We start from the raw sequence: 24,511 nt of genomic DNA, 5'->3' as shown, positions 1-24,511 counted from the left end.
AAGTTGTCCTTATTTTTGTACACAAAAAGCGCGCACCGCAGAATTTTCTGCGGTGCGCGCTTTTTCAATTAGAGTCTAGGTTTTGTCCCAGCCTCTTTTTCTATAGCCGCTAATGCAGAGGCAAGCTTTGCAAAAAACTGCACATCCGTTGTTTGAATTTCAAGCTCGTTTAAAGCTTTTACTTGTTTTGGATGAAGACCAGAGACAAGTATTTGAACGCCCATGATTTGAGCGGATTTTACGAACTCATCAACACCGCGCCAGTTGATCAAATCGAATTCTCCTGAAGCTGTAAAATCGATAATAGCAATTGACGTATTTTCTTGTATGAAATGGTTTAATAATCGATGAAATATGGAGACCATTTGATCAGAGTCCATGGCACCAAAGATAGGAACAAGCGAGATACCCTCTCTCAATACAATGGCAGGAGCCGACAAATTTTGCATGTCTGTTAATAAGCCAGCTACACGATCTTTTTCTTCGATTAATTCTTCATTTCGTATCGTAAGTTCAGCTTGTAATGCACTTAGCTTAGAGCTTACTAATGAATATTGGGAAGATTTTTGGACGATTGTGCATACGCACTCTTCACGATTCCAAGTTACAAAGAGATCCACGAAGTTTAAACGCCCATTTTTTGCGTGTAAACTGATTTCTAAAGGTTCGCCACGTTTTAGTGTCTTCAAAAATTTTGCGACCTTCGATTGACTTCCTGGATCCACAACAGTTAAAAAGGTGCGGTGCCAGCCATATTCCGCAATGAACTCTTCAGATGCATCTTGTACTTCTAATGCTTCGTTTACTACTACTGCTGGAAGGGAAAAATCACGAAATCTTTTTGCCACTCGGGCCACCTTCCTTAACCCAGTTTTCTAATGAAGGTAAAGAATCCATGATAGTTACGGAAGAAGGGAGAAGGGTATGCAAATCGATTTGTTGCGTAATTCTTCCTCCAATGACAACTTCACTATCAGGATAATCTTCTTTTAATTTGAGAACTAAGCTCTGAATGGCCATAATGCGATGAACAAGAGCCGCTGAAATCGCAATGACATCTGGCTGCCACCGTTCGATGGCTTTGATGGCATGGGATTCAGGCATATTTGGACCGAGATAGCGTACACGCCATCCGTATTGTTTGAAAATGCTACTTACCATTTTGAGTCCGATGTAATGTTCTTCATCTTGGACGCCCATAAGTAAGACGGTTTTTTCATTTCGCTCTACAGGAGCTAAATGAATATCTAATCGGGAGAGAATAAAGTCGCAGATAGCCGTCGCGAGATGTTCATCTGCTACTGTAATTTTATTGTTCTCCCACAAGTTTCCTATGTGTTGCATCGCAGGCGTTAGCAAATCATTCATCATTTCTTGTCGAGATGTTTGGTTCATTTCTTTCTCGACCAGCTGAATCGCGCGTTCTTCGTCTCCATCTAACAAGTAGGAGGCGAGCTGATCTATTTTGTTCAATTGATCGAACTCCTTTCTCTCGCTACTTGTGAGTCGTTCTCTAAGTGTCGTTGCAAGAATTCACGCTGTTTTTTCCAATCAGGTATCATAGAACCAACCCCATCCTTTTATGTATCCTACAGTTTACCACTGTATAACGTATGTGTCTAAGCAGGAGGGTTCGAATCACACCATTTGTTCGGTTTTCTGATACGATAATGAAAAGTGGAGGGTGAGCTTATGAGTGAACGAATTCTAATAGTAGAAGATGAATTAAAGATAGCGCGGTTGCTTCAACTGGAATTAGAGTATGAAGGGTACAGAACCAAACTTGCCCACACGGGAATGGACGGGTTACTCTCATTTCGTGATGAACAGTTTGATTTGGTATTGCTAGATGTCATGCTGCCCGAAATGACCGGGTTTGAAGTGCTAAAACGTATTCGAGCTACAGATGAATGGACACCGGTGCTGTTAGTCACTGCCAAAAGTTCAGTGAAAGACAAGGTGGAAGGCTTAGACCTAGGAGCGACGGATTACATTACGAAGCCATTTGAGATGGAAGAAGTGTTTGCACGTATCCGTTCGGCACTTAGAAGAGCGTCTTCTAGTAAAGAACAAGGCGTTCAAATTGGTGGACTAGTTGTAGATGAAGCGAGACATGAAGTAAAAGTTGAAGGACAAGTTGTTCAGCTGACACCTCGTGAATTCGAATTGCTTGCATACTTTGTAAAAAATCCAAACATTGTGTTGACCCGCGAGCAAATTTTAGATGCGGTTTGGGGATATGATTATTACGGAGATACGAATGTCGTGGATGTCTATGTGCGCTATGTCCGAAAGAAAATTGAGATGGAGAACCATACGTATATTCAAACGGTCCGAGGAGTGGGCTATGTGTTGAAGGAGTCGACTCATGAAGCTAAAGGCTAAAATCCAGCTGTTCTCGACGGGGCTGGCCATTGTGACTTTACTTATTGTAAATAGTCTTGCCTATTTTTTATTTGAACAGTTTTCCTACGACAACGCTGCTACTCCTCTTCGAAATGATGTACAGCAAGTCGCGGCAGCATTTACGAGTGTGACAGATCCTGCACAGTTGCCAACTATTTTAAGAGCCTTCGTGCCTGAAAATGGGGCGCTCCGCGTTTTAGAAGGTGAACAACTTCTCTCTTCTATAGAAACGAGAGAGGAGCTCTACAACTATGAGGTTGCCATCTCCCAAACAGAACCCTACACACGATCGACAAACGATAATGGTTCAGTAGTCAGTGTGGCAACGACAGCCATACTAGGCTCAGGAGAGATTGTGACGATTGAATTGCATCAGCAAACAAGTGCTTTAGATGATACGTTAGCGCTATTATTTAGAACGTTTGTGTTAGTGACTCTTTTAGGTGCACTTTTATTAGTAACTGCGAACTTTTTAGTTGGAAAGCAAGTGACGGCTCCGATTGAGCGATTGATTGCTCATATGAGGACCAATCGGGAGCAAGGTTCTTATCAAGTCGTGGAAGTGGAAGAAAATCGCAAAGATGAGCCAGCTCAAATGAGTCGAGAATTCAATGCCATGATGGAAAAGTTGGAAGAAAATTATTTGAAACAAGAAAACTTTGTTTCTAGTGCAGCACATGAATTGAAAACTCCGCTCACGATTATTGAAAGTTATGCGAGCCTTTTGAAAAGACGAGGAACCGAGGACCCTGAAGTTACAGCGGAATCACTGGATGCTATTACATCTGAAACAGAGCGGATGAAGCTGATGATTGAACAGTTTTTAGAGCTAGCGAGAAGTCAGCAATCTGTAGATGTTGAATTGAAAGAAGCGAATATCGTTCCACTAGTGCAAACACTAGCCAACCAACTTCAATCCGTTTACTCTCGTGCCATTCATGTGTCCGCCCCTAAAGAAGTCTACCTAGAGACTGATGTGGCACGTTTACGCCAATTGTTGACTGTTTTACTTGACAATGCACAAAAATATAGTGAAAATCCTGTGCGCATCGAACTAGATAGTCGACAAATCCGAATTCATGATGAAGGGGAAGGGATTCCGGAAGAAGCGATTCCACATCTGTTTGACCGATTTTACCGTGTCGATCAAGCTCGGACACGTTCCAAAGGCGGTAGCGGAATTGGACTAGCAATTGCGAAAGAACTGGCATACCAGTTGAAACTAGACATAACAGTAGAAAGTAAATTAGATGTTGGCACAACCGTGTATCTCACTCATAAAAAGTAGTTCTCAGCAAATTTTAATCTTTAGGTTTTATACTGTAGTCACAAAGTTAAATGAAAGGAGTGACGAGTATGCAAAAAAAACCTTGGTTTATTCCTTTACTGCTCACCGGCATTATTTTAATCGGTTCCATCTTTTACTTCCAGGTCACGACAGCTGGCGAAGAACCAATGACCCGATCCGAGATTCAAGAACAATTGGAACGTATGTACAGTGGGACTATTTCAAACTTGGAACTTTCGGGTGAAAGTTACCGAGCGCAACTAGAAACAGATGATGGGTTTTACACTATTGAAGCAAATGCACGCTACGGGACAGTCGTATCAATAGTGCAGACCGAACAAAAGCAAGCAGAGTCATCAGAAGAAGAGCAACAACCGGAACAAGTTGAACCAGAGCCTGAAGAAACTCCAATAGAAGAACAGGAGCCTGTAGAACAAGCCCCTACACGTCTAACAGAGGAACAGGTTTCGGAGATTGCTCTGCAACAAGTTTCAGGAACTGTAGAAGATGTTGATTTCGAGCGGTCTGAAAGTGGCGGATATTATCTGGTGGAGATTGAGCAACCGGACCAAGGTGACGAGGATGGTCCAGAAGCCACCGTGCAAATTCATGCCATCACAGGTGAGGTGCTTTCTGTGGTTTGGGATGACTAGTATTAGATGTGCAGAACGCCGCTCTAGAAACTCCGAGGAAATCAGACGTGCCCGTGAAGGCGCTCTTCAGCCTTTGCGGGTGCGGCTGATTCCGGAGTGTGTTTCTGGCGTACGGAACTCGATTGCGAGAAGATGTGGAGAACGTCGCTATAATATAGACGGCCCTTCACCCAGAACGCCATTTCCTGGGTGAGTTTCACCGAGCCTCCCCACGTAAGATGAAAGAAAAGCACTTTCATCTTCGTTGCCGGGTCTCGGCAAAACTCAGATAGCCCGGGAAATGACGTCCTGGCTTACGGGCTCAGATAAATATAGTAAAGAGCAACTCGATTGCGAGTAGATATGTAGAACGCTATTTCAACAAATGAGCTTCATCTTCCGAAGATTACTTTAAAGAAGAATTAAGAATGAAAAGGACTGGGGCCGCTCAAATAGAGCGGCCCCAGCGCCATTCTTCTTAGTTTGTCCTTCCATAATCATCTCCAGCTGAACCTAATTTGTTCAAGTGCTTCTTTGCAGGAAGTAGTTCCTTGCAACTTCTTTGAGTCGGCTCCGCCTCTATTTAGTAATCATGTCAATTTGTTTTGCACTAACACATATAATTACTGCCGGGCTGTGCTAACGCAAGGCCCGATTTGGTGTGGATTCACACACAATCTAGGACGACGATTTTAGTAAAGTGGATTTGCAATCGTTCTCCAATAGGTGCTAGGCACCCAATAGAAGTTGAGTGGAATGGAGGGGTTGACTCCAGTGGGATTACAGTCTGCCGTGAGATCCCGCAGGAGTATGCGACGAGGAAGCTCACGCAGCGCCCACGGAAAGCAGCCCCGCAGTGGAACTCAACTTCTTACAGCACCCATTTTCTAAACAGTCGGCTCCACATTTTAAAGATTCTCATCAAACTCTAATGTTCTTCACATAAACCTCTCATCTTCACTGGATATGATAAGAGTAACCAAAAAAGAGGAGGCGTTACAAAATGAAATTTAACAAATGGTTACTTATCCCAGCCGCAACAGGAGCATTAGTCGTAGGAGGTGTCGCACTCGCCGATGATCGAGATGACTTAGCTGACTACATTCCAGTCAATCAACAACCAGCGAATGCCGAATACATCACGCAAGAAGAAGCACTGAAAATCGCAAACGAACGTGTAGAAGGAGAAGTTGTAGAAATCTCACTTGATTCAGATGACCGACGTGTTCACTTTGATGTTGAAATGAAAGATGGCACATACGAATATGAATTTGATATCGATGCGGTGAGTGGAGATGTCTTTGACTTTGAGCGTGACCGTGACGATGATGATTCCAATCGTTCACAAACACAATCCACTTCTGTGCAATCCGGTGGAACAGCTCAAGTGGCGAATACTGAAGATGCGCTAACTATGGAAGAAGCAATTGCTATCGCACTGAATGAAGTGACTGGAACAGTGACAGGCGCTGAACGCGATGATAACTATTACGAAATTGAAGTACGCGATGGAAATGTAGAATACGAATTTGATATCGATGCATTCACAGGAGAAATTCTGAAGTTCGAAAAGGATACAGAAGATGACGACGATTTAGACGACTAATCAAAAGAGGCCATGCGCCTCTTTTTTTATGTGTGAAAACCGTTTAGTCATTAGAGGAGGTCGGGTATAGTAAGAAAAATGAATTTTAAAACTGGAGGCCTTTGAATGAAAACACCAAAACCAGACTATCGAATGAATCGTGGCATCTTAACCGCGATTGGAGCGATTGGATTAGCACAAGGACTAAAGATATTAACACATAAAAAAGTAACAGGTAATTGGGACGTGAAAAAGGCAATTTCGACAGGTGGGATGCCAAGCTCTCACTCAGCAGGAGTTTCTGCACTTGCCTCCTATGTAGCTGCGAATAAAGGGTTTCGCCACACTGAAACTGCATTATCCGTCACATTTGGGATCATTGTTATGTACGACGCACAAGGTATTCGGAGACATACAGGAGAGATTGCCCAACTTGTAAATGATTTGGAAGACCAATTTTCTAAAATCTCAGGAGAGTTTCCAAGTTATGAATATATTGAACGTGAAAAAGAACTAAAAGAGCTTTTAGGACATCAACCTGTTGAGGTTGCCGCTGGGGCCCTTCTTGGTACTGTTTGTGGAATTATTTCCGCAAAAATCGAAGGAAAATAAGTGCTCGCTCGATTCATGACGAATGAATCGGGCTTTTTTGAGAATTAGGTTTCTTATTTTAGTTTATATGGGAATAGGTAAGCAAACAGGTGAGGAGGGCTTACATATGGAAGAAACTAAACCTTGGATTCGGCGCTTTAGCCGAGTCGGGTACATGACAAAAGGAATCGTCTTTATCATCATTGGTATACTCGCCCTTCTCGCAGCTTTTGGAACCGGTGGAGAAACAACAGGAACTACAGGAGCTGTCGAGTCAGTTGCAACTATGCCATTTGGAAGACTATTGCTATGGATAATTGGAATTGGGTTATTTGGGTATATTGCTTGGAATTTGATTAAAGCAATCAAAGACCCACAGGGAGAAGGGAAGGACGCCAAGGGGATTGTAAAGCGCATTGGCTATTTAGTGAGTGCTATCATTTATGGAAATCTAGCAATCGGAGCAATTTTACTTGCCATGCGACAAAAATCCTCTTCAGGTGGAGGAGAGTCGGAACAAGAGATTTCGGCTAGATTGATGGAGCAGCCATTTGGAGTGTGGCTCGTAGGATTGGTTGGGGTCATTATTATGCTTTATGGGCTTTACGAATTGCAAAGTGGCGCACTTCTCAAGTTTATGGAACAACTAAAAACGCATGAGATGGATGCAAAGGAGAAATCTGCTGCTGAAAAGGCAGGAAGAGTCGGACTGATTGCACGAGGTTTAGTGTTAGCGATGATCGGTTTCTTCTTTTTACGTACTGCATGGACACATAATCCTGATGAATCTAAAGGAGTGGGAGGGGCCTTTGATGAGTTGGCGTCTCAACCTTATGGCATGTTCTTACTCGCAATTGTAGCAGCGGGCTTTATACTTTATGGAATTTATCAATTTATTCGTGGACGTTATGAGCGTATGAACTACGGTCGCCAATAAAAGATTAGTGGGTCTCCTTCTACTGAAGGGGACTTTTATTATGAGAAATTTCGAAAAATAGCTTTTCTTTTCTGGAAATGAGCGTATAATAACATATAATATATTGCAGGATATTGCAAAATGTCGAAGGGGAGTATGTTGAATGGTTGTTCAAGTAGAAAAGTCAATCTCACATGATAGAAAAGCAAAAGTGCCGGATCAGCAACTCATTTTCGGTCGCACATTTACAGACCATATGTTTGTTGCGGATTACAGCGCGGGGCATGGCTGGCATGATTTCCGCATACAGCCCTATCAGCCGCTTGTTTTAGACCCTTCTGCCATTGTTCTTCATTACGGTCAGACAGTTTTCGAAGGATTAAAAGCGTACAAATCTTCTACGGGCAAAATCCGATTGTTCCGCCCGCGGTTAAACTTTGAACGGATGAATGAGTCTTGTGCACGTATGTCTATGCCGGCAGTTGACCCAGATGCAATGCTTGATGCGTTGATGGAACTCCTTCAACTTGAGAAAGAGTGGATTCCAACAGCCCCAGGAACGAGTTTGTATATTCGTCCTTTCATGATCGCAACGGAAGCCTATTTAGGTGTGGCACCTTCACAAAAGTACCAATTCATGATCATCCTTTCCCCAGTGGGCTCTTATTATAAAGAAGGAATCGCTCCTGTTAAAATTCTTGTAGAGAATCAATATGTACGGGCCGTAGCTGGCGGTACAGGAACTGCGAAGACAGCCGGAAATTATGCGGCGAGCTTAAAAGCCCAAGAAACAGCCGCAGCAGAAGGTTATGCTCAAGTCATGTGGTTAGATGGAGTCGAACGAAAGTATATCGAAGAAGTAGGAAGCATGAACGTGTTTTTCAAAATCGATGGAAAAGTATACACGCCTGCTCTAAATGGAAGCATTTTAGATGGCATCACGCGCCGGTCCATCATCGATATCCTCCGCTACTGGGAAGTGCCTGTGATTGAAAAGCGTATTTCGATGGAAGAAGTTCGGGATGCACATCGTACAGGTAAATTGGAAGAAGCATGGGGGACGGGAACAGCAGCGGTGATTTCACCAATTGGCGAGTTCCGTTGGCAGAATGAATTGTTTTATGTGAATAATGGCCAAACAGGAGAAGTGTCTGCTCGGCTTTATGATACATTGACGGGAATTCAGACAGGGGAACAACCAGACCCATTTGGGTGGACGATTGAGTTTTAATTAAAGAACAGGTAAGAACAGGTGACAGGCACCATTTGGAAGTCGATTCCAAATGGTGCCTGTCACCTTTTTATTAGGAAGCCCTACAGCAAGACCGCCATTTCCTGGGAGAGTTTCACCGAGCCTCCCCACGTAAGCTGAAAGAAGAGCACTTTCAGCTTCGTTGCCGGGTCTCGGTAAAACTCTGATATCCCGGGAAATGACGGCCTTACTTCCAGGCTCTGCTAACTAAATAAATTTATCCAAACTTGCTGTCCTCACATTTAGCGTTTCTAACATAGCATTCAAAAAAAGCCACACATGAGGAAATACTAACCTCGCGTGTGGCGTTTTCTACTTCTTATTGGAATCGAGTTGCGCCTCCTAGAAATCCCGCAAGAAGCCATCGCGGTCTATGAAGCAAAGAACGCTTCACAGCCCACGCTGTCTTCTCGCACAATTTCTGAACAGTCGGCTCCACATCTAAAATACTCTTACTTCTTTTTACGCTTCGATAGACGCCCAACTGCAAATGCAGCAGCTGCAAGCCCAATCATTTTGTTCGTGTCTTTCGTGAATACTTGCTTCACGACGAGATTCATATTTTGTGGACGCTCTGCAAGACGACGCATGAAGTAGCCGTACCAGTCTTGACCAAACGGCACATACACACAGAAGTTATAGCCTTCTTGTGCTAATTCTTTTTGCATGTCTGTACGGAAGCCGTAAAGCATCTGGAACTCAAATTTGTCAGTTGAGATGTTGTTCTCTTTTACAAACTGTTTCACATGATTGATGACATTGTGATCATGTGTCGCGATGGATGTGAATTTGCCGTGTAACAAGTGATACTCGATCAATTCGATATAGTTCGCATCGATTTCTTCTTTCGTCTGATACGCAACTTCAGCAGGTTCTTTATAAGCACCTTTTACAATACGTAGACGGAAGTTTTTATACTTTTGAATGTCTTCTTCAGCACGGAAGAAGTACGCTTGAATTACAGTACCCACATTTGTGAATTCTTTTGATAGCTCATCTAAAATGTCAAACGACGGTTGAAGATGCTTATTGGACTCCATGTCGATGTTGATAAACATATCGGTTTTGCTCGCACGCTCGACGATTTCATAAAGATTTTCTAATGCAAAATCATAATCAATATCTAGACCAAGTTGTGAAGGCTTTAAAGAAATATGTGCGTCTACTTGGTGTTCGTTGATTGCATCAATCACTTCTAAAATTTGTGCTTTTGCAGCAAGTGCTTCTTCACGTTCAAAAACAAATTCACCTAAATTGTCTACAGTTGCTGAAATACCCATTGCATTTAATTTCTTAATGCTTTCAATAGTTTCTTCTACTGTAGTACCTGCTACTACGTGTTGTGCGCCCATTTTTAAACCGTAGCGTTTTGCTGCAGCATTTAACGTTTGGTTTTCAGATAAAGCGATAAAAAAATCTCTTAACATGGCGATTCCCCTATCTATTCAAATTAAAGAAAGTATATCATATATCGCAATTGAAAACGATGATTCTGAAAATTAGGAAGATGGCTATCATTAAACTTAAAATGAATTACTAAGTATATAAAGTTTAGTGTAAGTATTCGGTCTTTTGACAATAAAAACCCTTTCCTATATACTTTCATGGAGTTTGCTAATTACATGTGAAACATCTAGTACATTCTATACGTCTATTTATTAACATTAATTCATAATTATCTTATTGATTAAAGAAAGAGGAGGAAAGGCATGCTAGCCTATGCATTGGTTTTGGCATTTGTCGCATCCGTTGTTTTTACACCGTTTGTTAAGCGTCTGGCTTATCGGATAGGTGCTGTGGATCGTCCTAATTACCGCAAAGTTCACGCACGCATTATGCCAAGGCTTGGTGGACTTGCCATTTATTTATCATTTATACTTACTTATTTAGTTTACCGCCCAGATGGCGAATTTGATAAAGCACTATTGATTGGTGCAACCATTATAATTATTACCGGCATGTTAGATGACATGCTTGAAATTACTGCGAAAGCAAAAATTTTAGGACAACTTTCAGCAGCAGCAGTTATTGTTGTTTTTGGTGACATCCAAGTTGAATTTATTAACTTGCCTTTCGGTGGAACACTTGAGTTTGGTTACTTTTCTATTCCACTTACGATTCTATGGATTGTTGCCATTACAAATGCTGTAAATTTAATTGATGGCTTAGACGGCTTAGCGGCGGGAGTTTCAACTATTGCACTCATCACTTTGTCTGCAATGGCAATTATTATTGGGAATCCTTTTGTTGCTAGTGCAACAGCGATTCTTGCAGCGAGCACTCTTGGATTCTTAGTATTCAATTTCTATCCTGCACGGATTTTTATGGGAGACACGGGAGCTTTATTCCTAGGCTACATGATTTCCGTATTTGCACTTCTTGGATTTAAGGGTGTCACGATGTTCGCTTTGATCATCCCGATCATTATGCTCGGTGTACCAGTATCCGACACATTCTTTGCAATCATTCGTAGGCTTCGCGAAAAACAACCGCTCTCAGCAGCGGATAAATCGCATTTGCATCACTGCCTTCTTAACGTTGGATTCACACATCGTCAGACGGTTTTAATCATTTACTCAATTGCTGCACTTTTTGGTGTGACAGCTTTAATTTTCTCCCAAGCTACAATCTGGGGAGCACTTCTTCTGGTAGCGGTCATGTTGGTAATCATTGAACTGTTTGTCGAAATCATTGGTCTTGCTGGAAAGAATTATCGTCCAATCTTAAACCTTTTAAAATTTACAAAATAAAAATGAGCAGCTTCTGATGAAAAATTTCATCTAGAAGTTGCTTTTTTTATTTTTCGATGTAAAATAGATAAATAAGAACAAGTGTTCTATTTAAGGGGTGAGGAAGATGCCAGTAGGATCAGAAGAGCTGGTCAATCAATTGGAAAAACTGATTTACTTGCCTATGGTAATGACTGTATTTGCGAAAGATCGAGAAATAATTGCTAAGGCTGGTTTTAAATTACCTCGGCCCTACCTAGAACTTTTAGAACGTGCGGATAAACAAGTACAACAAGAGTTGAAAGAAGTTCATGAAATCATTCGAAAAGAAGGAGTAAAAGTAGTGCGTGGAAAAGGTGATGAATTGTTTACGGAGTTTATTTTCTATCACCAAGGTTACGAAGAGCATAGACGCTACTTAAATGTGCGACTCCGCAACCAAGTTGAAGAATATGTAAGAACTTATTTAGGCGTTGTCAGCTGAACAGGATGTGTGAAAAACTGTTCTCTGCTTTCTAATCTTTTTAAAAATCCACTGCGGATTGCATTTGCTAAAACCAGTTGGCGGTTCAATGTAGAAAAGGACGCATTCACCGTAATTACTTTTCCATTTGTGAAGTGGATGTCCGTAAAGCCAGCAGCAACTGTAGATTTTTTATGCATTTCAATTGCATGTAGAGAAATCCAAGTGTTCAAGGGAGAGCGTGGCGACATAAGTGGAATAAGAACAAAGGGTTCACCTTTAATATTTTCAATAACAATCGGAACTTTATGATATTGCCCCACCAATTCATGAGAATCTTTAATTGCCTTCCCAATCGTATTTCCACAAAACTCACACGTGTTTCGAACTAATGTAAAACAATCTGTTGCAAAAATGGTAGAAGTCCCACTCAACGTGACTACTTCCGCCTGAATACTAAACTCATTGAATACAGGTCGTACCATGGCTGTATCCAAAGTTAAGTAGGTGTCTTTAGCTACTCGTTTTGCTTTCAAATAGTATAGCCCCTTCGCATTAGAATACTTCCTATTATACCGTTAATTGGAAATTAGACAATATCTATTGATTGATTATTTAAAATAAATAATGTAGTTTGTTTAATTTGAATTTTCTAAAAAGTTATTGCAAAAAAAGAAAGTCTTGCTATAATAGAAATCAAAAGAGGTGAATATTATGGACAAGTACTATTCATACACAGATTTTCTAAAAGCTATGTCAGACACGGGAACAGAGAATACATCGGCCGCGCTGCTACAAGAAATCTATCTGGATATGTTCTTAGACCATATTCACCGCGAGCAACTTCTAGAGAGACTCGAGTTACTAATCGATGAAGCGCTCGACGCGGGGGATCAAGAGAAATTTATGCTGTATACGGGTCAACTCAATGAGCTACATAAAGCCGAATGAAAAAACTGCCGACTTGGCAGTTTTTTTGTGTTTTCAAAAAGAGTAAATGATTGCGAAATCGCTATAGAAAGTCTACTATAAAAACATACGTTCGTTTTTAACTCTTTGTAAAAAGGGTATCATGAGAGAAACGAAGATACGGAGAGATTTTATATAGAAGGAAGTGTAGTGAAATGGCGGAACAGACCCTTTTTGACTTGCAAGCTCCTTATGAACCAGCAGGAGATCAAATAACCGCAATCCGAGAACTGATCGCTGGCGTCAAAGAAGGAAAACGGCATCAGACATTACTCGGTGCAACAGGCACAGGGAAAACATTTACGGTCTCTAACGTGATCAAAGAAATTAATCGCCCCACTTTAGTGATGGCACATAATAAAACGCTTGCTGGTCAACTTTATAGTGAGTTCAAAGAATTCTTTCCAAACAATGCAGTCGAATACTTCGTCAGCTATTATGACTACTATCAACCGGAAGCGTATGTACCCCAAACCGATACGTATATTGAAAAAGATTCAAGCATAAACGATGAAATTGATAAACTTCGCCACTCTGCTACATCCTCTCTTTTTGAACGAAAAGATGTCATCATCATTGCATCGGTTTCGTGTATTTATGGTTTAGGGAATCCGGAAGAATACAAAGAAATGGTTGTATCTCTTCGAACGGGTATGGAGATTGAACGCAACCAACTGCTGCGTCGCCTTGTAGATGTCCAGTACGAGCGCAACGATGTGAATTTTATTCGAGGAACATTCCGTGTGCGAGGTGACGTGGTAGAAATTTTCCCCGCTTCTCGAGATGAGAAGTGTATTCGTGTTGAGTTTTTTGGAGACGAAATTGATCGCATTCGAGAAGTAGACGCATTGACCGGTGAAATTGTAGCAGAACGAGATCACGTGGCTATTTTCCCAGCATCCCACTTCGTTACGCGTGAAGAGAAAATGAAGATTGCTATTGAAAATATTGAGCGCGAACTTGAAGAACAACTGAAGAAATTACGTGCTGAAGATAAATTACTAGAAGCGCAACGCCTAGAACAACGCACGAACTATGATTTAGAGATGATGCGTGAAATGGGCTTCTGCTCGGGTATTGAAAACTACTCTCGTCATTTGACATTGCGTGAACCGGGTGCCACTCCGTATACATTGCTCGATTATTTTCCAGATGACTTCTTACTTATTGTCGATGAAAGTCACGTGTCCTTGCCACAAGTGCGCGGCATGTACAACGGTGACCAAGCGCGTAAATCTGTGTTAGTCGAACACGGTTTCCGATTACCTTCCGCACTCGACAACCGTCCGTTAAAGTTTGAGGAGTATGAAGAACGCATTCATCAAGCAATTTATGTGTCGGCCACACCAGGCCCGTATGAACTTGACCATACACCAGAAATGGTTGAACAAATTATTCGTCCGACTGGTTTACTTGATCCTGTCATTCATATCCGTCCGATCACCGGACAGATTGATGATTTGATTCATGAAATCAATGTGCGAGCAGAACGAAACGAACGTGTGTTGATTACAACATTGACGAAGAAGATGTCAGAAGATCTTGCGGATTATTTAAAAGAGCTGCAAATTAAAGTGCAATACCTTCACTCTGAAATCAAGACGCTAGAGCGGATAGAAATCATTCGCGAGCTTCGACTGGGAACATATGACGTGTTGATTGGAATCAACTTGTTACGAGAAGGTCTAGATATTCCAGAAGTTTCGTTAGTAGCGATTCTTGATGCAGATAAAGAAGGCTTCCTGCGCTCGGAACGTTCACTCATTCAGACGATCGGGCGTGCAGCTCGTAACTCGAATGGTGAAGTGATTATGTATGCCGACAAAATCACAGATTCCATGCAAAAAGCCATCGATGAGACCAAACGTCGTCGTGAGATTCAGATGGCGTACAACGAAAAGCATGGCATCACACCAACGACGATTGCGAAAAAAGTGCGTGAAGTAATTCGTGCGACGCAAGAGACGGAAGAAGTGGAAAGCTACGCACAACAACTTGTTTCTGGTAAGAAGTTGACGAAAGAAGAACGCGAGACGCTCATCATGAGCATTGAAAAAGAAATGAAAGATGCTGCACGCGCACTTAACTTTGAGCGAGCAGCAGAGCTTCGGGATGCACTTCTCGAATTAAAGTTAGAGGGAGGAAGCTAAATGAAGCACCAAGAGATTCGAATAGAAGGGGCACGTGCCCATAACTTAAAAAATGTGAGTTTGACCATTCCTCGTGACAAACTGGTCGTGATGACCGGATTGTCGGGTTCCGGTAAATCTTCTCTCGCATTTGATACGATTTATGCAGAAGGACAGAGACGCTATGTAGAGTCCCTGTCTGCTTATGCGCGTCAATTTTTAGGCCAGATGGATAAGCCGGACGTCGATACGATTGAGGGTCTTTCTCCCGCGATTTCAATCGATCAAAAAACTACGAGTCGTAATCCTCGCTCTACAGTAGGGACGGTAACAGAAATCAATGATTATCTACGCCTATTGTATGCACGAGTAGGAAAACCGATCTGTCCAAATCACGGAATCGAAATTACCTCTCAAACAATCGAACAGATGGTGGACCGCATTATGGAATATCCAGAACGAACGAAGCTTCAAGTGCTAGCTCCTGTTGTTTCCGGACGTAAAGGGACACATGTGAAATTGTTTGAAGACTTGCGAAAACAGGGGTATGTCCGAGTACGTATCAATGAAGACTTAGTTGATCTAGATGACAATATAGAGTTAGACAAAAATAAAAAGCACACAATTTCTGTCGTGATCGACCGTATCGTTATCAAAGAAGGTGTGGAACCTCGACTAAGTGATTCATTAGAAGCGGCACTACGTTTGGCAGAAGGGAATGTCATTATCGATGTCATCGGAGAAGAGGAGTTATTGTTTTCTGAGCATCACGCATGCCCGTACTGTGGATTTTCAATCGGTGAATTAGAGCCGCGTATGTTCTCGTTTAACAGTCCATTTGGAGCCTGTCCAGACTGTGATGGGTTGGGGATGAAATTAGAAGTAGATCCAGAACTAGTTGTTCCAGATATGTCCTTATCATTAGCGGATGGGGCAATTGTTGCCTGGCAGCCGACGAGTTCGAACTACTATCCAAAATTATTAGAAGCTGTGGCGAAACACTATAAAATTTCCATGAAAAAGCAGGTTAAAGATTTGCCTAAAGACCAGTGGGATAAAATCATGAACGGTTCCGGGAAAGAGAAGATTCGCTTCCGCTACGTAAATGAATTCGGGCAAGTGCGCGATAACATGATTTACTTTGAAGGAGTACTTGCAAATGTTGAACGCCGCTACAAAGATACATCGTCCGACTATATTCGTGAGCAAATGGAAAAATATATGGCAGAACATGCATGTCCGACATGTAGTGGGTACCGCTTAAAGGAAGAGTCGCGAGCAGTAAAAGTGGAGAGCTTGCATATCGGGGAAGTCAGTGAGTATTCGATTGAAGAAGCACAAGCGTTTTTCAACGGTTTGAACCTTTCTGAAAAAGATATGCAGATCGCCCGCCTTATTTTACGGGAGATCGAAGAGCGTCTAGGTTTCTTAATCAATGTGGGACTGGATTATTTAACGCTTAACCGCGCTGCTGGAACCCTTTCTGGTGGAGAAGCGCAACGTATTCGTTTGGCGACACAGATCGGTTCGCGTTTAACCGGAGTTCTATACATTTTAGATGAGCCATCAATCGGCCTTCACCAACGCGATAATGACCGACTCATCGGGACGCTTCAAAGCATGCGAGATATCGGGAACACATTAATTGTCGTTGAACATGATGAAGATACAATGATGGCGGCGGATTATCTCATTGATATAGGTCCAGGAGCTGGTGTGCACGGCGGAGAGATTGTTGCTGCTGGAACTCCTAAACAAGTGATGAAGAGTAAAAAATCACTCACGGGCCACTATTTGAGTGGTAAGAAGTTCATCCCCGTGCCAGTGGAACGCCGAGAATCAGATGGTCGGAAATTAACGATTCATGAAGCAACGGAAAACAATTTGAAAGGTGTCTCTGTCGACATTCCACTTGGTTTATTCACAGCAGTCACAGGCGTTTCCGGGTCTGGAAAGAGTACATTGATCAATGAAATCCTTTATAAATCACTCGCACAAAAAATTAATCGTGCAAAAACAAAACCGGGTGCGAGTAAAGGAGTCACTGGAATCGAACAACTTGAAAAAATCATAGATATTGATCAGTCTCCGATTGGGAGAACGCCTCGTTCCAATCCGGCAACGTACACAGGCGTGTTTGATGATATTCGGGATGTGTTTGCTGCGACGAATGAAGCGAAAGTGCGCGGCTATAAAAAAGGGCGCTTCAGTTTCAACGTGAAAGGCGGTCGCTGTGAAGCCTGCCGCGGAGACGGGATTTTAAAAATTGAGATGCACTTCTTACCAGACGTCTATGTGCCGTGTGAAGTATGTCATGGAAAACGTTACAACCGTGAGACTTTGGAAGTGAAATACAAAGGGAAAAACATCTCAGATATTTTAGAGATGACAATTGAAGATGCGGTTCTATTCTTTGAAAATCATCCGAAGATCCATCGTAAACTCCAAACGATTGTCGATGTCGGACTTGGCTATATGACATTGGGTCAGCCAGCAACAACACTTTCTGGTGGGGAAGCGCAACGTGTGAAACTTGCAAGTGAATTGCATAAACGCTCTACAGGAAAAAGCTTCTATATTTTGGATGAACCAACAACTGGACTACATGTAGATGATATCGCTCGTTTACTTGTCGTATTGCAACGTCTCGTAGACAACGGGGAAACTGTGTTGGTTATCGAGCATAATTTGGATGTTATCAAGACGGCAGATTACATGATCGATCTCGGTCCAGAAGGCGGAGACAAAGGTGGTACTCTTGTAGCTACTGGAACCCCTGAAGAAATATGTGAAGTTCCTGAATCGTATACAGGCCGTTATTTAAAGCCGGTGCTTGAGCGTGACAAAGCGCGTATGGAAGCTTCTGTGAAGACAGCTACAAAAGCTAAATAAAGCCAAGGGATGAAACTTTTTTGTTTGCCAGACGTATGAGATACTGTAGGAAGAAAGAATACCAGTAGAAAGAGGAGGCCACACCATGCAAGATGAACGTAAACGTATATTGGATATGCTAGAAAACGGACAAATTACTGCACAAGAGGCAATGGGACTGCTGGATGCTTTATCGAAACAACAAGAACAGACACATACGAGCTTCAAACAAGACACAAAAGAAACGACGAATCGTAACCGTGATTTCATTGAAGATGCAAAGCGTGATTTTACTGTAGTAGGTGAGCGTGTCATGCAGATGATGCAAGGGACGGTCGAAAAGCTTCGGCAATTTGATTTCGACAATCCATTTGGAGACGCTGTGACGATTAAAGATTCTTATACGCTTCACCCGGAATCACTTCGTTCGATTACAGTAGACATCGCAAATGGGAAAGTGGAAATTTATCCGACAGACGAAGCGCATGTTACAGGAGATGTGACAGTAAAGTCATACCGTTCTATGCCGGAAGAAGAGTTACGTCAAAAATTACACTCCGACTTTGTATTTAAAGAAGAAGATGGGCGCTTACGTGTATTTAGCGATATGAAGACGATTGCTGCTCACCTTACCTTGAAAGTCCCGAAACATCACTACGAGCAATTAACCGTTCGTTTATTCAACGGCGATTTAACGGCTGGATCGTTTGATGCGAAACATATTAAAGTGAAGACGACAAACGGCAAAGTTTCGCTCCACCACATGGAAATTGAGGAAGTGGACATTGAAACTGTCAATGGTGCTGTTCAATTGAAGGATGTAAACGGGGAAGCAGTAGAAGTAGAAGCAGTGAACGGCCGTATTTACGTAGAAGGAAAAATTCGTGACCTTGAAGCGACGAGCGTCAACGGAAATCTTGTATTGACGACTAAGCATCAGTCACCGCGTAAATTAGAAGGTTCCGCGTTAGCCGGTAATGTGGAATTATACGTTCCACGTCACTTACCACTTAAAGGTGAAGCCTCTACACAACTAGGGCAGCTAGATGTCCAACTTGCAGATGTGACGCAGACGAATCATTCGGAACAATTTATGATGAAGAAAGTTTCGTTCACAAAAGCAACAGATGACGATCAAGCACCTCTCTACGTATCAGGGGAAGCGAAGACAGGTACTGTTGTTGTTCGCTATACAACAACAGAAGAATCACATGCAACCGCTCCTGCAGCGACGACTTCTACAGAAGATACATCGACAACGGAAGCGTTAAATGATGCATTCGATTCATCAAATACGCATGACCCAGAGAATCGCTAATTCATAGGAAAAGCCTTGCCATCGCGGCAAGGCTTTTTTTTGTGGATGCTACATGGGGGTGACAGGCACCATTTACCATCAGTTCCCAAATGGTGCCTGTCACCCCTTTCTTCTAAAGTACACTTCGAATCCCTGCAGCAATCCCTTTCGCACACTTCCGCTGGTACTCCTCCGACAACAACAACTCACACTCCACTCGATTTGTCATAAAACCCACCTCTACCAAGATAGCTGGCATAGTAGTGCGTGTTAGTACATGGAAATTCCCTGTTTTTACACCTCGATCCAAGCGTCCCGTCTTCTTCACTAACTGAGCCTGCACAGCCTTAGCGACAAGATGAGATTTCTTGCTCGCTCGTGGGGCAATGTAGGTTTCAATTCCAGAAACAGCGTTCCAGGTCGACCCATACGCATTTGCATGAATTGACACAAATAAACTGGCTTTTAACTGATTGGCAAACTGAGACCTTTCCCATAAAGGGACGTCCCTATCTCCGTTCGTGGTGAAGTGACATGTCACAATTCCCTCTAATTCTTGCTGAACAAATTTTGCAATCGCTGCATTGACATGATACTCCCGCAATCTACCATCCGGTGAACGCTTACCAGCAGTGAAAGGGCCATGACCTGGGTCCAAAACTATACACATTGACTTCTCCTCCTTTTCAGAATAAATAGAGAAAAGGAGGGCGGAAGGATACAACTCCCTCGAGAAGTCGTGCTACAATAAGAGATATGTTTTTGAAAAGGGGGAACCATATGGCCCACGTCACCGCAAAAGATTTGCTCGAACAATTTCCGCTTACACTCGTTAGTGGGGAAGAAGGAATTGGACGACACATTTCGATTATTGATATCTCACGGCCAGGACTTGAGATGGCGGGCTATTTTACACATTATCCGTCTTCCCGCGTCCAACTATTAGGAAAGACCGAGCTCTCATTTTTTGAACTACTCGAGCCAAATGAAAAACAGCAGCGTATGCTGAAGCTCTGTGCTGCAGATACACCTGCCATTATCGTGGCGCACAATCATAAAGTGCCAGAAGAACTTCTTGCAGCTTCTAATGAAAAATCAGTGCCAGTATTTAAAACGCATATTCCGACGACGCGCTTTTATAGTCAGCTGACAAACTTTTTAGAACGGGAACTTGCACCGATGACGGCCGTTCATGGCGTGTTGGTCGACATCCACGGTGTTGGTGTTCTCATTATCGGGAAATCTGGCGTCGGGAAAAGTGAAACGGCTCTAGAACTTGTCAAACGTGGTCACCGACTGGTGGCAGATGATTGTGTGGAGATTCGTCAAGAAGGCGAGGGCGTACTGATTGGATCAGCGCCTAAATTGATTGAACATTTGCTAGAAATTCGCGGACTCGGTATCATCGACATTATGACCTTGTTCGGGGCTTCGGCAGTCCGTAGTCAAAAGCGAGTCACTCTCGTTATTGAACTGGAACTATGGGATGGGGCAAAAAATTATGATCGTCTCGGGATAGAAGAAGAAAAAATGCCAATCATTGGTTCGGAAATTACGAAATTGACGGTTCCTGTCCGACCAGGTCGAAACTTAGCGGTTATTATTGAAGTGGCCGCCATGAACCACCGATTGAAAAAAATGGGGATGAACGCGGCAGAAGATTTTGCAAACCGCTTAGATTCCGTCATCAATTCTAAATAGAAAGCAGGAACTTTGCATGTGGGATAGTGTTTTACTTGCCATCGATCCAGTTGCGTTTCAACTCGGACCGTTGTCAATTCGTTGGTATGGCGTTATTATTGCGCTCGGAATCGTCGTTGCATTTTTAGTAGCGCAAAAAGAGATGGTCAAGCGTGGCTTCCATCAAGAATATTTAACTGATCTATTGCTGTGGGCAATTCCACTCGCAATCATCGGAGCACGTATTTACTACGTTATTTTCAAGTGGGAAAACTACGCAGACAATCCACTGGACGCTTTTAAAATTTGGGAAGGTGGAATCGCGATTCACGGTGCGTTGATTGCATCGTTCTTAACAGCGTACTTCTTCACAAGAAAGCGGAAAGATTCGTTCCTGAAAGTAACCGACATTGTCGCACCAAGTATTTTAATTGGGCAAACGGTTGGGCGCTGGGGCAACTTCATCAATCAAGAAGCGCATGGTGGTGAAGTGACGCGCAGTTTCTTAGAAAGTTTATACATTCCGAACTGGATCATCGAACAGATGAACATTCGTGGAACGTATTATCATCCGACATTTTTGTATGAATCTATCTGGAACTTGACGGGGGTCGTCATTTTGATCGTCCTTCGCAAAGTGAATCTGTTGCGCGGTGAAATGTTCTTGTTCTACTTAACATGGTACTCTGTTGGTCGCTTCTTTATTGAAGGGCTTCGTACAGATAGTCTTTATTTAGTGGGAGATTTGAGAACGGCACAGGTCGTTTCCCTTGTAACGATTGTTGTCGCAATCATTGTATTTGTATATCGTCGTTTTGTGTTAAAAGTGAAAGTACGCTATCAAGATTAAGAAAGAAGGCCATGCTCGTGGGGATTTGGAAACGCGGTGCGCAAGCAGGACTGAAGACAGCTTGGACACTCGGGAAAATCATCTTTCCCATCACGTTTATTTTAACTATCTTGCAGTTCACCCCGGTACTTCCTTGGGTAACAGAATTGATTGCGCCTTTCATGCGTCTGATTGGTTTACCTGGTGAAGCAGCCATCCCACTTGTTCTGGGGAATGCATTGAATTTGTATGCAGGAATCGCAGGGATCTTATCTTTAGAGCTGACGGTTAAAGAAGTATTTATATTAGCCGTTATGCTATCTTTTTCCCATAACATCTTCATTGAGACGGGTGTGGCACTGCGAGTCGGTGTCAAACTTTGGGTCGTCTTAGTTGTCCGTTTCGGGCTTGCCATCATTTCCGCTGTATTGATTAATTGGCTATGGAAAGGTGGAAGTGAGACGGCTCAATATGGGGTCATTCAAGCAAAAACTGCCGTTCCAGAAGGATGGGGAGAAATCGTGCTCCTTGCTTTACAAAAAGCGGCGATCGGTGTGTTCCAATTAGCACTCATCGTTATTCCACTCATGATTGTCATTCAGTTTTTACGCGAGAAAGGCTATATGCAAAAACTTAGTGACCGCATGGGACCGCTCACACGCGTTTTAGGTGTACAACCAAATGCATCCTCTACGCTCGTAGCGGGTCTAGTGATCGGGCTTGCTTATGGTGCAGGCGTTATGATTCAAGCCGTGCAAGAAGACGGGGTCAGCAAAAAAGACGCAACACTCGTATTTATCTTCCTAGTTGCGTGTCACGCCATTGTAGAAGATACACTCATCTTTATACCTTTAGGAATTCCTATTCTGCCACTCCTATTAATACGTTTAATTACAGCATTCGTCTTAACAATCGCTGTCGCGTATGTCTGGAGGAGAGCAGAACGCACTCAACAGAAAGAGGTGACGCAGTAGCTATGTCACACTACAAAGCAGTTTTATTTGATTTAGATGGTACATTGATTGATACAAATGAATTGATCATTCAAACATTCCAAACTGTGTTGGATGAGAAATTTCCAGGGAAATATTCAAGAGAATCCATCCTTCCTTTCTTAGGACCGCCTCTTTATGAGACCTTTACTCAAGTAGACCCAACAAAAGTGGACGACTTGATTGCCGCTTACCGGAAATGGAATGTAGAGAACCACGATTCGATGGTGCAGGCTTTTCCTGGAGTGGTAGATACAGTGAAAGAGCTGCACGCCAGAGGCATCCAGTTAGCGATTGTTTCGACGAAAAGAAACGAAATGATCGAACGCGCTTTGAATCTAATGGCTATCCGTGAGTATTTCTCTGCCGTTATAGGCTTAGATGACGTAAAGAATGCAAAGCCAGATCCAGAACCTGTACAATTGGCACTGTCAAAGCTGAATGTAGCTCCTGAAGTAGCACTGATGGTAGGGGATAACTTCCATGATATTATGGCGGGGCGAGCAGCTGGTGTAGATTCAGTGGCTGTTGCTTGGTCTATCAAGGGATTGGATTATTTACTTGCGTTTGAGCCGAAATTTACACTACATAGTATGGATGAACTTCTTACGATTGTGGATGGCGAAGACAAATGAGAAACACTACGCGTTACCCTGTAACTGAAAGTAACTCGCTTTGGCAGATTTACAAAACGGTTCCTTTAACTAAAGTCATGAAAAACTTCATTGTCATTCAAATGACGCGCTATTCGCCTTCACTGAAGTTGAAGAATTGGCTCTACCGGACATTTTTGAAGATGGAAGTTGGGGAACAGTCAGCTTTTGCCCTGATGGTCATGGTCGACGTCATGTTCCCAGAGAAAATTAAAGTCGGACGGAACTCAATAATCGGCTACAACACAACCATTCTTGCCCATGAATATTTGATTGATGAATACCGTCTCGGAGATGTCATCATTGGTGACAATGTCTTAATTGGCGCAAATACGACCATCCTACCTGGTGTCACAATCGGGGACGGTGCCACAGTCTCAGCGGCAACTTTGGTCCACAAAGATGTTCCTGCTGGAGCGTTCGTCGGTGGAAACCCAATGCAAATCATACGCAACTAACTCAACCTGGTCCAAGAGTGGGCCGGGTTTTCTTTTATACTTTTTTGTGGGTGCCTGTCACCATTTGGAAACCACTCCCATATGGTGCCTGTCACAATTTACCGAATTATACCAAGAAATCCTTCCACCCAGGTCGTCATTTCCTGGGAGGATTTCCCCGAGCCTCCCCACGTAAGATGAAAGAAGAGCACTTTCATCTTCGTTGCCGGGTCTCGGGAAAACCCTGATGGCCCGGGAAATGACGACCTGGCTTCCAGGATTTGTTGCCACTAAACAGTCAACCATTGTAAATTCAATGAAACATAAACAGGCAATTGAGTACCCCTATTTTATTGGGTTTCTGTCAACGCGTATCTCACGATGTATCAGAATTTTCTAGAGCAGCGTTCTCCATATCTAAAACTAAAGTTGAGTGGAATGAAGGGGTTGACTCCAGTGGGATCAAAGTCTGTCGTGAGATCCCGCAGGAGCCTGCGACGAGGAAGCTCACGCAGCGCCCACGGAAAGCAACCCCGTAATGGAACTCAACGTCTAAAATTGCACAATTTCTGAACAGTCTGCTCCACATCTAATTGGAATCGAGTTGCGAACGCCAGAAACACGCTCCGGAATCAGCCGCACCCACAAAGGCTGAAAAACGCCTTCATGGGTACGTCTAATTTCCTCGGAGTTTCTAGAGTGGCGTTCTCCACATCTAATAGATAAAGGAAAAGCCCCAACAGTTGACGAATACTATAGCATACCGTACACTAAATAAATAATTCATTTCTC

23 protein-coding genes are annotated in these 24,511 nt (G+C 42.9%); 18 read left to right on the top strand and 5 right to left on the bottom strand.

Annotation, left to right across the window (positions count from 1 at the left end; genetic code table 11):
• Positions 1-68: 68 nt before the first annotated feature.
• Together JOD03_RS10795 and JOD03_RS10790 are read right to left on the bottom strand one after the other, a co-directional pair.
• On the bottom strand, positions 69-848 hold the full coding sequence (locus JOD03_RS10795; protein WP_204591007.1) for an STAS domain-containing protein: 780 nt from the start codon (positions 846-848) through the stop codon (positions 69-71).
• Complete coding sequence (locus tag JOD03_RS10790) at positions 829-1,473, bottom strand: cobalamin B12-binding domain-containing protein (protein WP_204591005.1); 645 nt, start codon at positions 1,471-1,473, stop codon at positions 829-831. Before JOD03_RS10790 ends, JOD03_RS10795 begins: the two co-directional genes overlap by 20 nt.
• A 219-nt stretch (positions 1,474-1,692) precedes the next feature.
• Here JOD03_RS10790 and JOD03_RS10785 point away from each other — a divergent pair, with 219 nt between their 5' ends.
• From JOD03_RS10785 to JOD03_RS10755, 7 genes are all read left to right on the top strand, one after another.
• Positions 1,693-2,385: a response regulator transcription factor gene (locus JOD03_RS10785; RefSeq protein WP_204591003.1), complete on the top strand. Its 693-nt coding sequence runs from the start codon at positions 1,693-1,695 to the stop codon at positions 2,383-2,385.
• Positions 2,369-3,694 carry a sensor histidine kinase gene (locus JOD03_RS10780; RefSeq protein WP_204591001.1) on the top strand — a complete coding sequence of 442 codons (1,326 nt, stop codon included), beginning with the start codon at positions 2,369-2,371 and terminating at the stop codon, positions 3,692-3,694. Before JOD03_RS10785 ends, JOD03_RS10780 begins: the two co-directional genes overlap by 17 nt.
• Before the next feature lie 68 nt (positions 3,695-3,762).
• Positions 3,763-4,347, top strand: a complete 585-nt coding sequence (locus JOD03_RS10775) for a PepSY domain-containing protein (RefSeq protein WP_239584953.1) — start codon at positions 3,763-3,765, stop codon at positions 4,345-4,347.
• A 982-nt stretch (positions 4,348-5,329) separates the two neighbouring features.
• The gene (locus tag JOD03_RS10770) at positions 5,330-5,932 is read left to right on the top strand and encodes a PepSY domain-containing protein (protein ID WP_204590997.1); all 603 of its coding nucleotides are present in this window, start codon (positions 5,330-5,332) and stop codon (positions 5,930-5,932) included.
• 105 nt (positions 5,933-6,037) lie between these two features.
• Positions 6,038-6,523, top strand: coding sequence for a divergent PAP2 family protein (locus JOD03_RS10765; protein WP_239584952.1), 486 nt, complete (start codon positions 6,038-6,040; stop codon positions 6,521-6,523).
• A gap of 106 nt (positions 6,524-6,629) precedes the next feature.
• Entirely contained in the window at positions 6,630-7,439 is an 810-nt protein-coding gene (locus tag JOD03_RS10760) for a DUF1206 domain-containing protein (protein WP_239584951.1), read from the top strand.
• Between the two features lie 142 nt (positions 7,440-7,581).
• Positions 7,582-8,649, top strand: coding sequence for a branched-chain amino acid aminotransferase (locus tag JOD03_RS10755; protein WP_204590995.1), 1,068 nt, complete (start codon positions 7,582-7,584; stop codon positions 8,647-8,649).
• A 473-nt stretch (positions 8,650-9,122) separates the two neighbouring features.
• On the opposite strand, the gene JOD03_RS10750 is transcribed toward JOD03_RS10755, so the two are convergent.
• The gene (locus JOD03_RS10750) at positions 9,123-10,097 is read right to left on the bottom strand and encodes a proline dehydrogenase family protein (protein WP_204590993.1); all 975 of its coding nucleotides are present in this window, start codon (positions 10,095-10,097) and stop codon (positions 9,123-9,125) included.
• 282 nt (positions 10,098-10,379) lie between these two features.
• Between JOD03_RS10750 and JOD03_RS10745 the strand changes: the two genes are divergently transcribed.
• The gene (locus tag JOD03_RS10745) at positions 10,380-11,420 is read left to right on the top strand and encodes a glycosyltransferase family 4 protein (protein ID WP_204590990.1); all 1,041 of its coding nucleotides are present in this window, start codon (positions 10,380-10,382) and stop codon (positions 11,418-11,420) included.
• A gap of 106 nt (positions 11,421-11,526) precedes the next feature.
• A complete protein-coding gene (locus tag JOD03_RS10740) occupies positions 11,527-11,883 on the top strand; it encodes a YhjD family protein (RefSeq protein ID WP_204590988.1) in 357 nt (118 codons plus the stop codon).
• On the opposite strand, the gene JOD03_RS10735 is transcribed toward JOD03_RS10740, so the two are convergent.
• A complete protein-coding gene (locus tag JOD03_RS10735; RefSeq protein ID WP_204590986.1) occupies positions 11,862-12,398 on the bottom strand; it encodes a competence protein ComK in 537 nt (178 codons plus the stop codon). The two genes, JOD03_RS10740 and JOD03_RS10735, sit on opposite strands and share 22 nt — an antisense overlap.
• A gap of 178 nt (positions 12,399-12,576) precedes the next feature.
• On the opposite strand from JOD03_RS10735, the gene JOD03_RS10730 reads away from it, so the two are divergent.
• The 4 genes from JOD03_RS10730 to JOD03_RS10715 all read left to right on the top strand — a co-directional run bounded on the left by JOD03_RS10730 (position 12,577) and on the right by JOD03_RS10715 (position 19,149).
• Positions 12,577-12,813: an IDEAL domain-containing protein gene (locus JOD03_RS10730; protein WP_204590984.1), complete on the top strand. Its 237-nt coding sequence runs from the start codon at positions 12,577-12,579 to the stop codon at positions 12,811-12,813.
• Between the two features lie 173 nt (positions 12,814-12,986).
• Entirely contained in the window at positions 12,987-14,981 is a 1,995-nt protein-coding gene (gene uvrB / locus JOD03_RS10725) for an excinuclease ABC subunit UvrB (RefSeq protein WP_204590982.1), read from the top strand.
• Entirely contained in the window at positions 14,982-17,852 is a 2,871-nt protein-coding gene (gene uvrA, locus JOD03_RS10720) for an excinuclease ABC subunit UvrA (protein WP_204590980.1), read from the top strand.
• An 85-nt stretch (positions 17,853-17,937) separates the two neighbouring features.
• Positions 17,938-19,149: a DUF4097 family beta strand repeat-containing protein gene (locus JOD03_RS10715; protein WP_204590978.1), complete on the top strand. Its 1,212-nt coding sequence runs from the start codon at positions 17,938-17,940 to the stop codon at positions 19,147-19,149.
• 112 nt (positions 19,150-19,261) lie between these two features.
• Here JOD03_RS10715 and JOD03_RS10710 read toward each other — a convergent pair whose 3' ends face one another.
• Complete coding sequence (locus JOD03_RS10710) at positions 19,262-19,798, bottom strand: N-acetylmuramoyl-L-alanine amidase family protein (protein ID WP_204590976.1); 537 nt, start codon at positions 19,796-19,798, stop codon at positions 19,262-19,264.
• A 110-nt stretch (positions 19,799-19,908) separates the two neighbouring features.
• On the opposite strand from JOD03_RS10710, the gene hprK reads away from it, so the two are divergent.
• Genes hprK through JOD03_RS10685 form a run of 5 tightly spaced genes read left to right on the top strand, consistent with a single transcriptional unit; the run spans position 19,909 to position 23,740 of the window.
• Positions 19,909-20,829, top strand: coding sequence for an HPr(Ser) kinase/phosphatase (hprK, locus tag JOD03_RS10705; protein ID WP_204590974.1), 921 nt, complete (start codon positions 19,909-19,911; stop codon positions 20,827-20,829).
• Between the two features lie 16 nt (positions 20,830-20,845).
• Complete coding sequence (gene lgt / locus JOD03_RS10700; RefSeq protein ID WP_204590972.1) at positions 20,846-21,658, top strand: prolipoprotein diacylglyceryl transferase; 813 nt, start codon at positions 20,846-20,848, stop codon at positions 21,656-21,658.
• A gap of 11 nt (positions 21,659-21,669) precedes the next feature.
• Complete coding sequence (locus JOD03_RS10695; protein ID WP_204590970.1) at positions 21,670-22,611, top strand: nucleoside recognition domain-containing protein; 942 nt, start codon at positions 21,670-21,672, stop codon at positions 22,609-22,611.
• Positions 22,612-22,613: 2 nt separating this feature from the next.
• Positions 22,614-23,264, top strand: coding sequence for a pyrophosphatase PpaX (ppaX, locus tag JOD03_RS10690; RefSeq protein WP_204590968.1), 651 nt, complete (start codon positions 22,614-22,616; stop codon positions 23,262-23,264).
• Entirely contained in the window at positions 23,261-23,740 is a 480-nt protein-coding gene (locus JOD03_RS10685) for an acyltransferase (RefSeq protein WP_204590967.1), read from the top strand. Before ppaX ends, JOD03_RS10685 begins: the two co-directional genes overlap by 4 nt.
• Positions 23,741-24,511: the final 771 nt, after the last annotated feature.

It is taken from the genome of Chryseomicrobium aureum (genome assembly GCF_016909155.1).
In the GTDB taxonomy this organism is placed as follows: domain Bacteria; phylum Bacillota; class Bacilli; order Bacillales_A; family Planococcaceae; genus Chryseomicrobium; species Chryseomicrobium aureum.
The sequence above is the reverse complement of the archived record's forward strand: the minus strand, read 5'-3'. Positions and strand labels throughout refer to the sequence as shown.

Excerpts from the sequence above, each read along its gene's own strand:
- JOD03_RS10785 (WP_204591003.1), top strand. The coding sequence starts at position 1,693 with ATGAGTGAACGAATTCTAATAGTAGAAGATGAATTAAAGATAGCGCGG.
- JOD03_RS10780 (WP_204591001.1), top strand. The coding sequence starts at position 2,369 with ATGAAGCTAAAGGCTAAAATCCAGCTGTTCTCGACGGGGCTGGCCATT.
- JOD03_RS10775 (WP_239584953.1), top strand. The coding sequence starts at position 3,763 with ATGCAAAAAAAACCTTGGTTTATTCCTTTACTGCTCACCGGCATTATT.
- JOD03_RS10770 (WP_204590997.1), top strand. The coding sequence starts at position 5,330 with ATGAAATTTAACAAATGGTTACTTATCCCAGCCGCAACAGGAGCATTA.
- JOD03_RS10765 (WP_239584952.1), top strand. The coding sequence starts at position 6,038 with ATGAAAACACCAAAACCAGACTATCGAATGAATCGTGGCATCTTAACC.
- JOD03_RS10760 (WP_239584951.1), top strand. The coding sequence starts at position 6,630 with ATGGAAGAAACTAAACCTTGGATTCGGCGCTTTAGCCGAGTCGGGTAC.
- JOD03_RS10755 (WP_204590995.1), top strand. The coding sequence starts at position 7,582 with ATGGTTGTTCAAGTAGAAAAGTCAATCTCACATGATAGAAAAGCAAAA.
- JOD03_RS10750 (WP_204590993.1), bottom strand. The coding sequence starts at position 10,097 with ATGTTAAGAGATTTTTTTATCGCTTTATCTGAAAACCAAACGTTAAAT.
- JOD03_RS10745 (WP_204590990.1), top strand. The coding sequence starts at position 10,380 with ATGCTAGCCTATGCATTGGTTTTGGCATTTGTCGCATCCGTTGTTTTT.
- JOD03_RS10740 (WP_204590988.1), top strand. The coding sequence starts at position 11,527 with ATGCCAGTAGGATCAGAAGAGCTGGTCAATCAATTGGAAAAACTGATT.
- JOD03_RS10730 (WP_204590984.1), top strand. The coding sequence starts at position 12,577 with ATGGACAAGTACTATTCATACACAGATTTTCTAAAAGCTATGTCAGAC.
- uvrB (WP_204590982.1), top strand. The coding sequence starts at position 12,987 with ATGGCGGAACAGACCCTTTTTGACTTGCAAGCTCCTTATGAACCAGCA.
- uvrA (WP_204590980.1), top strand. The coding sequence starts at position 14,982 with ATGAAGCACCAAGAGATTCGAATAGAAGGGGCACGTGCCCATAACTTA.
- JOD03_RS10715 (WP_204590978.1), top strand. The coding sequence starts at position 17,938 with ATGCAAGATGAACGTAAACGTATATTGGATATGCTAGAAAACGGACAA.
- JOD03_RS10710 (WP_204590976.1), bottom strand. The coding sequence starts at position 19,798 with ATGTGTATAGTTTTGGACCCAGGTCATGGCCCTTTCACTGCTGGTAAG.
- hprK (WP_204590974.1), top strand. The coding sequence starts at position 19,909 with ATGGCCCACGTCACCGCAAAAGATTTGCTCGAACAATTTCCGCTTACA.
- lgt (WP_204590972.1), top strand. The coding sequence starts at position 20,846 with ATGTGGGATAGTGTTTTACTTGCCATCGATCCAGTTGCGTTTCAACTC.
- JOD03_RS10695 (WP_204590970.1), top strand. The coding sequence starts at position 21,670 with ATGCTCGTGGGGATTTGGAAACGCGGTGCGCAAGCAGGACTGAAGACA.
- ppaX (WP_204590968.1), top strand. The coding sequence starts at position 22,614 with ATGTCACACTACAAAGCAGTTTTATTTGATTTAGATGGTACATTGATT.
- JOD03_RS10685 (WP_204590967.1), top strand. The coding sequence starts at position 23,261 with ATGAGAAACACTACGCGTTACCCTGTAACTGAAAGTAACTCGCTTTGG.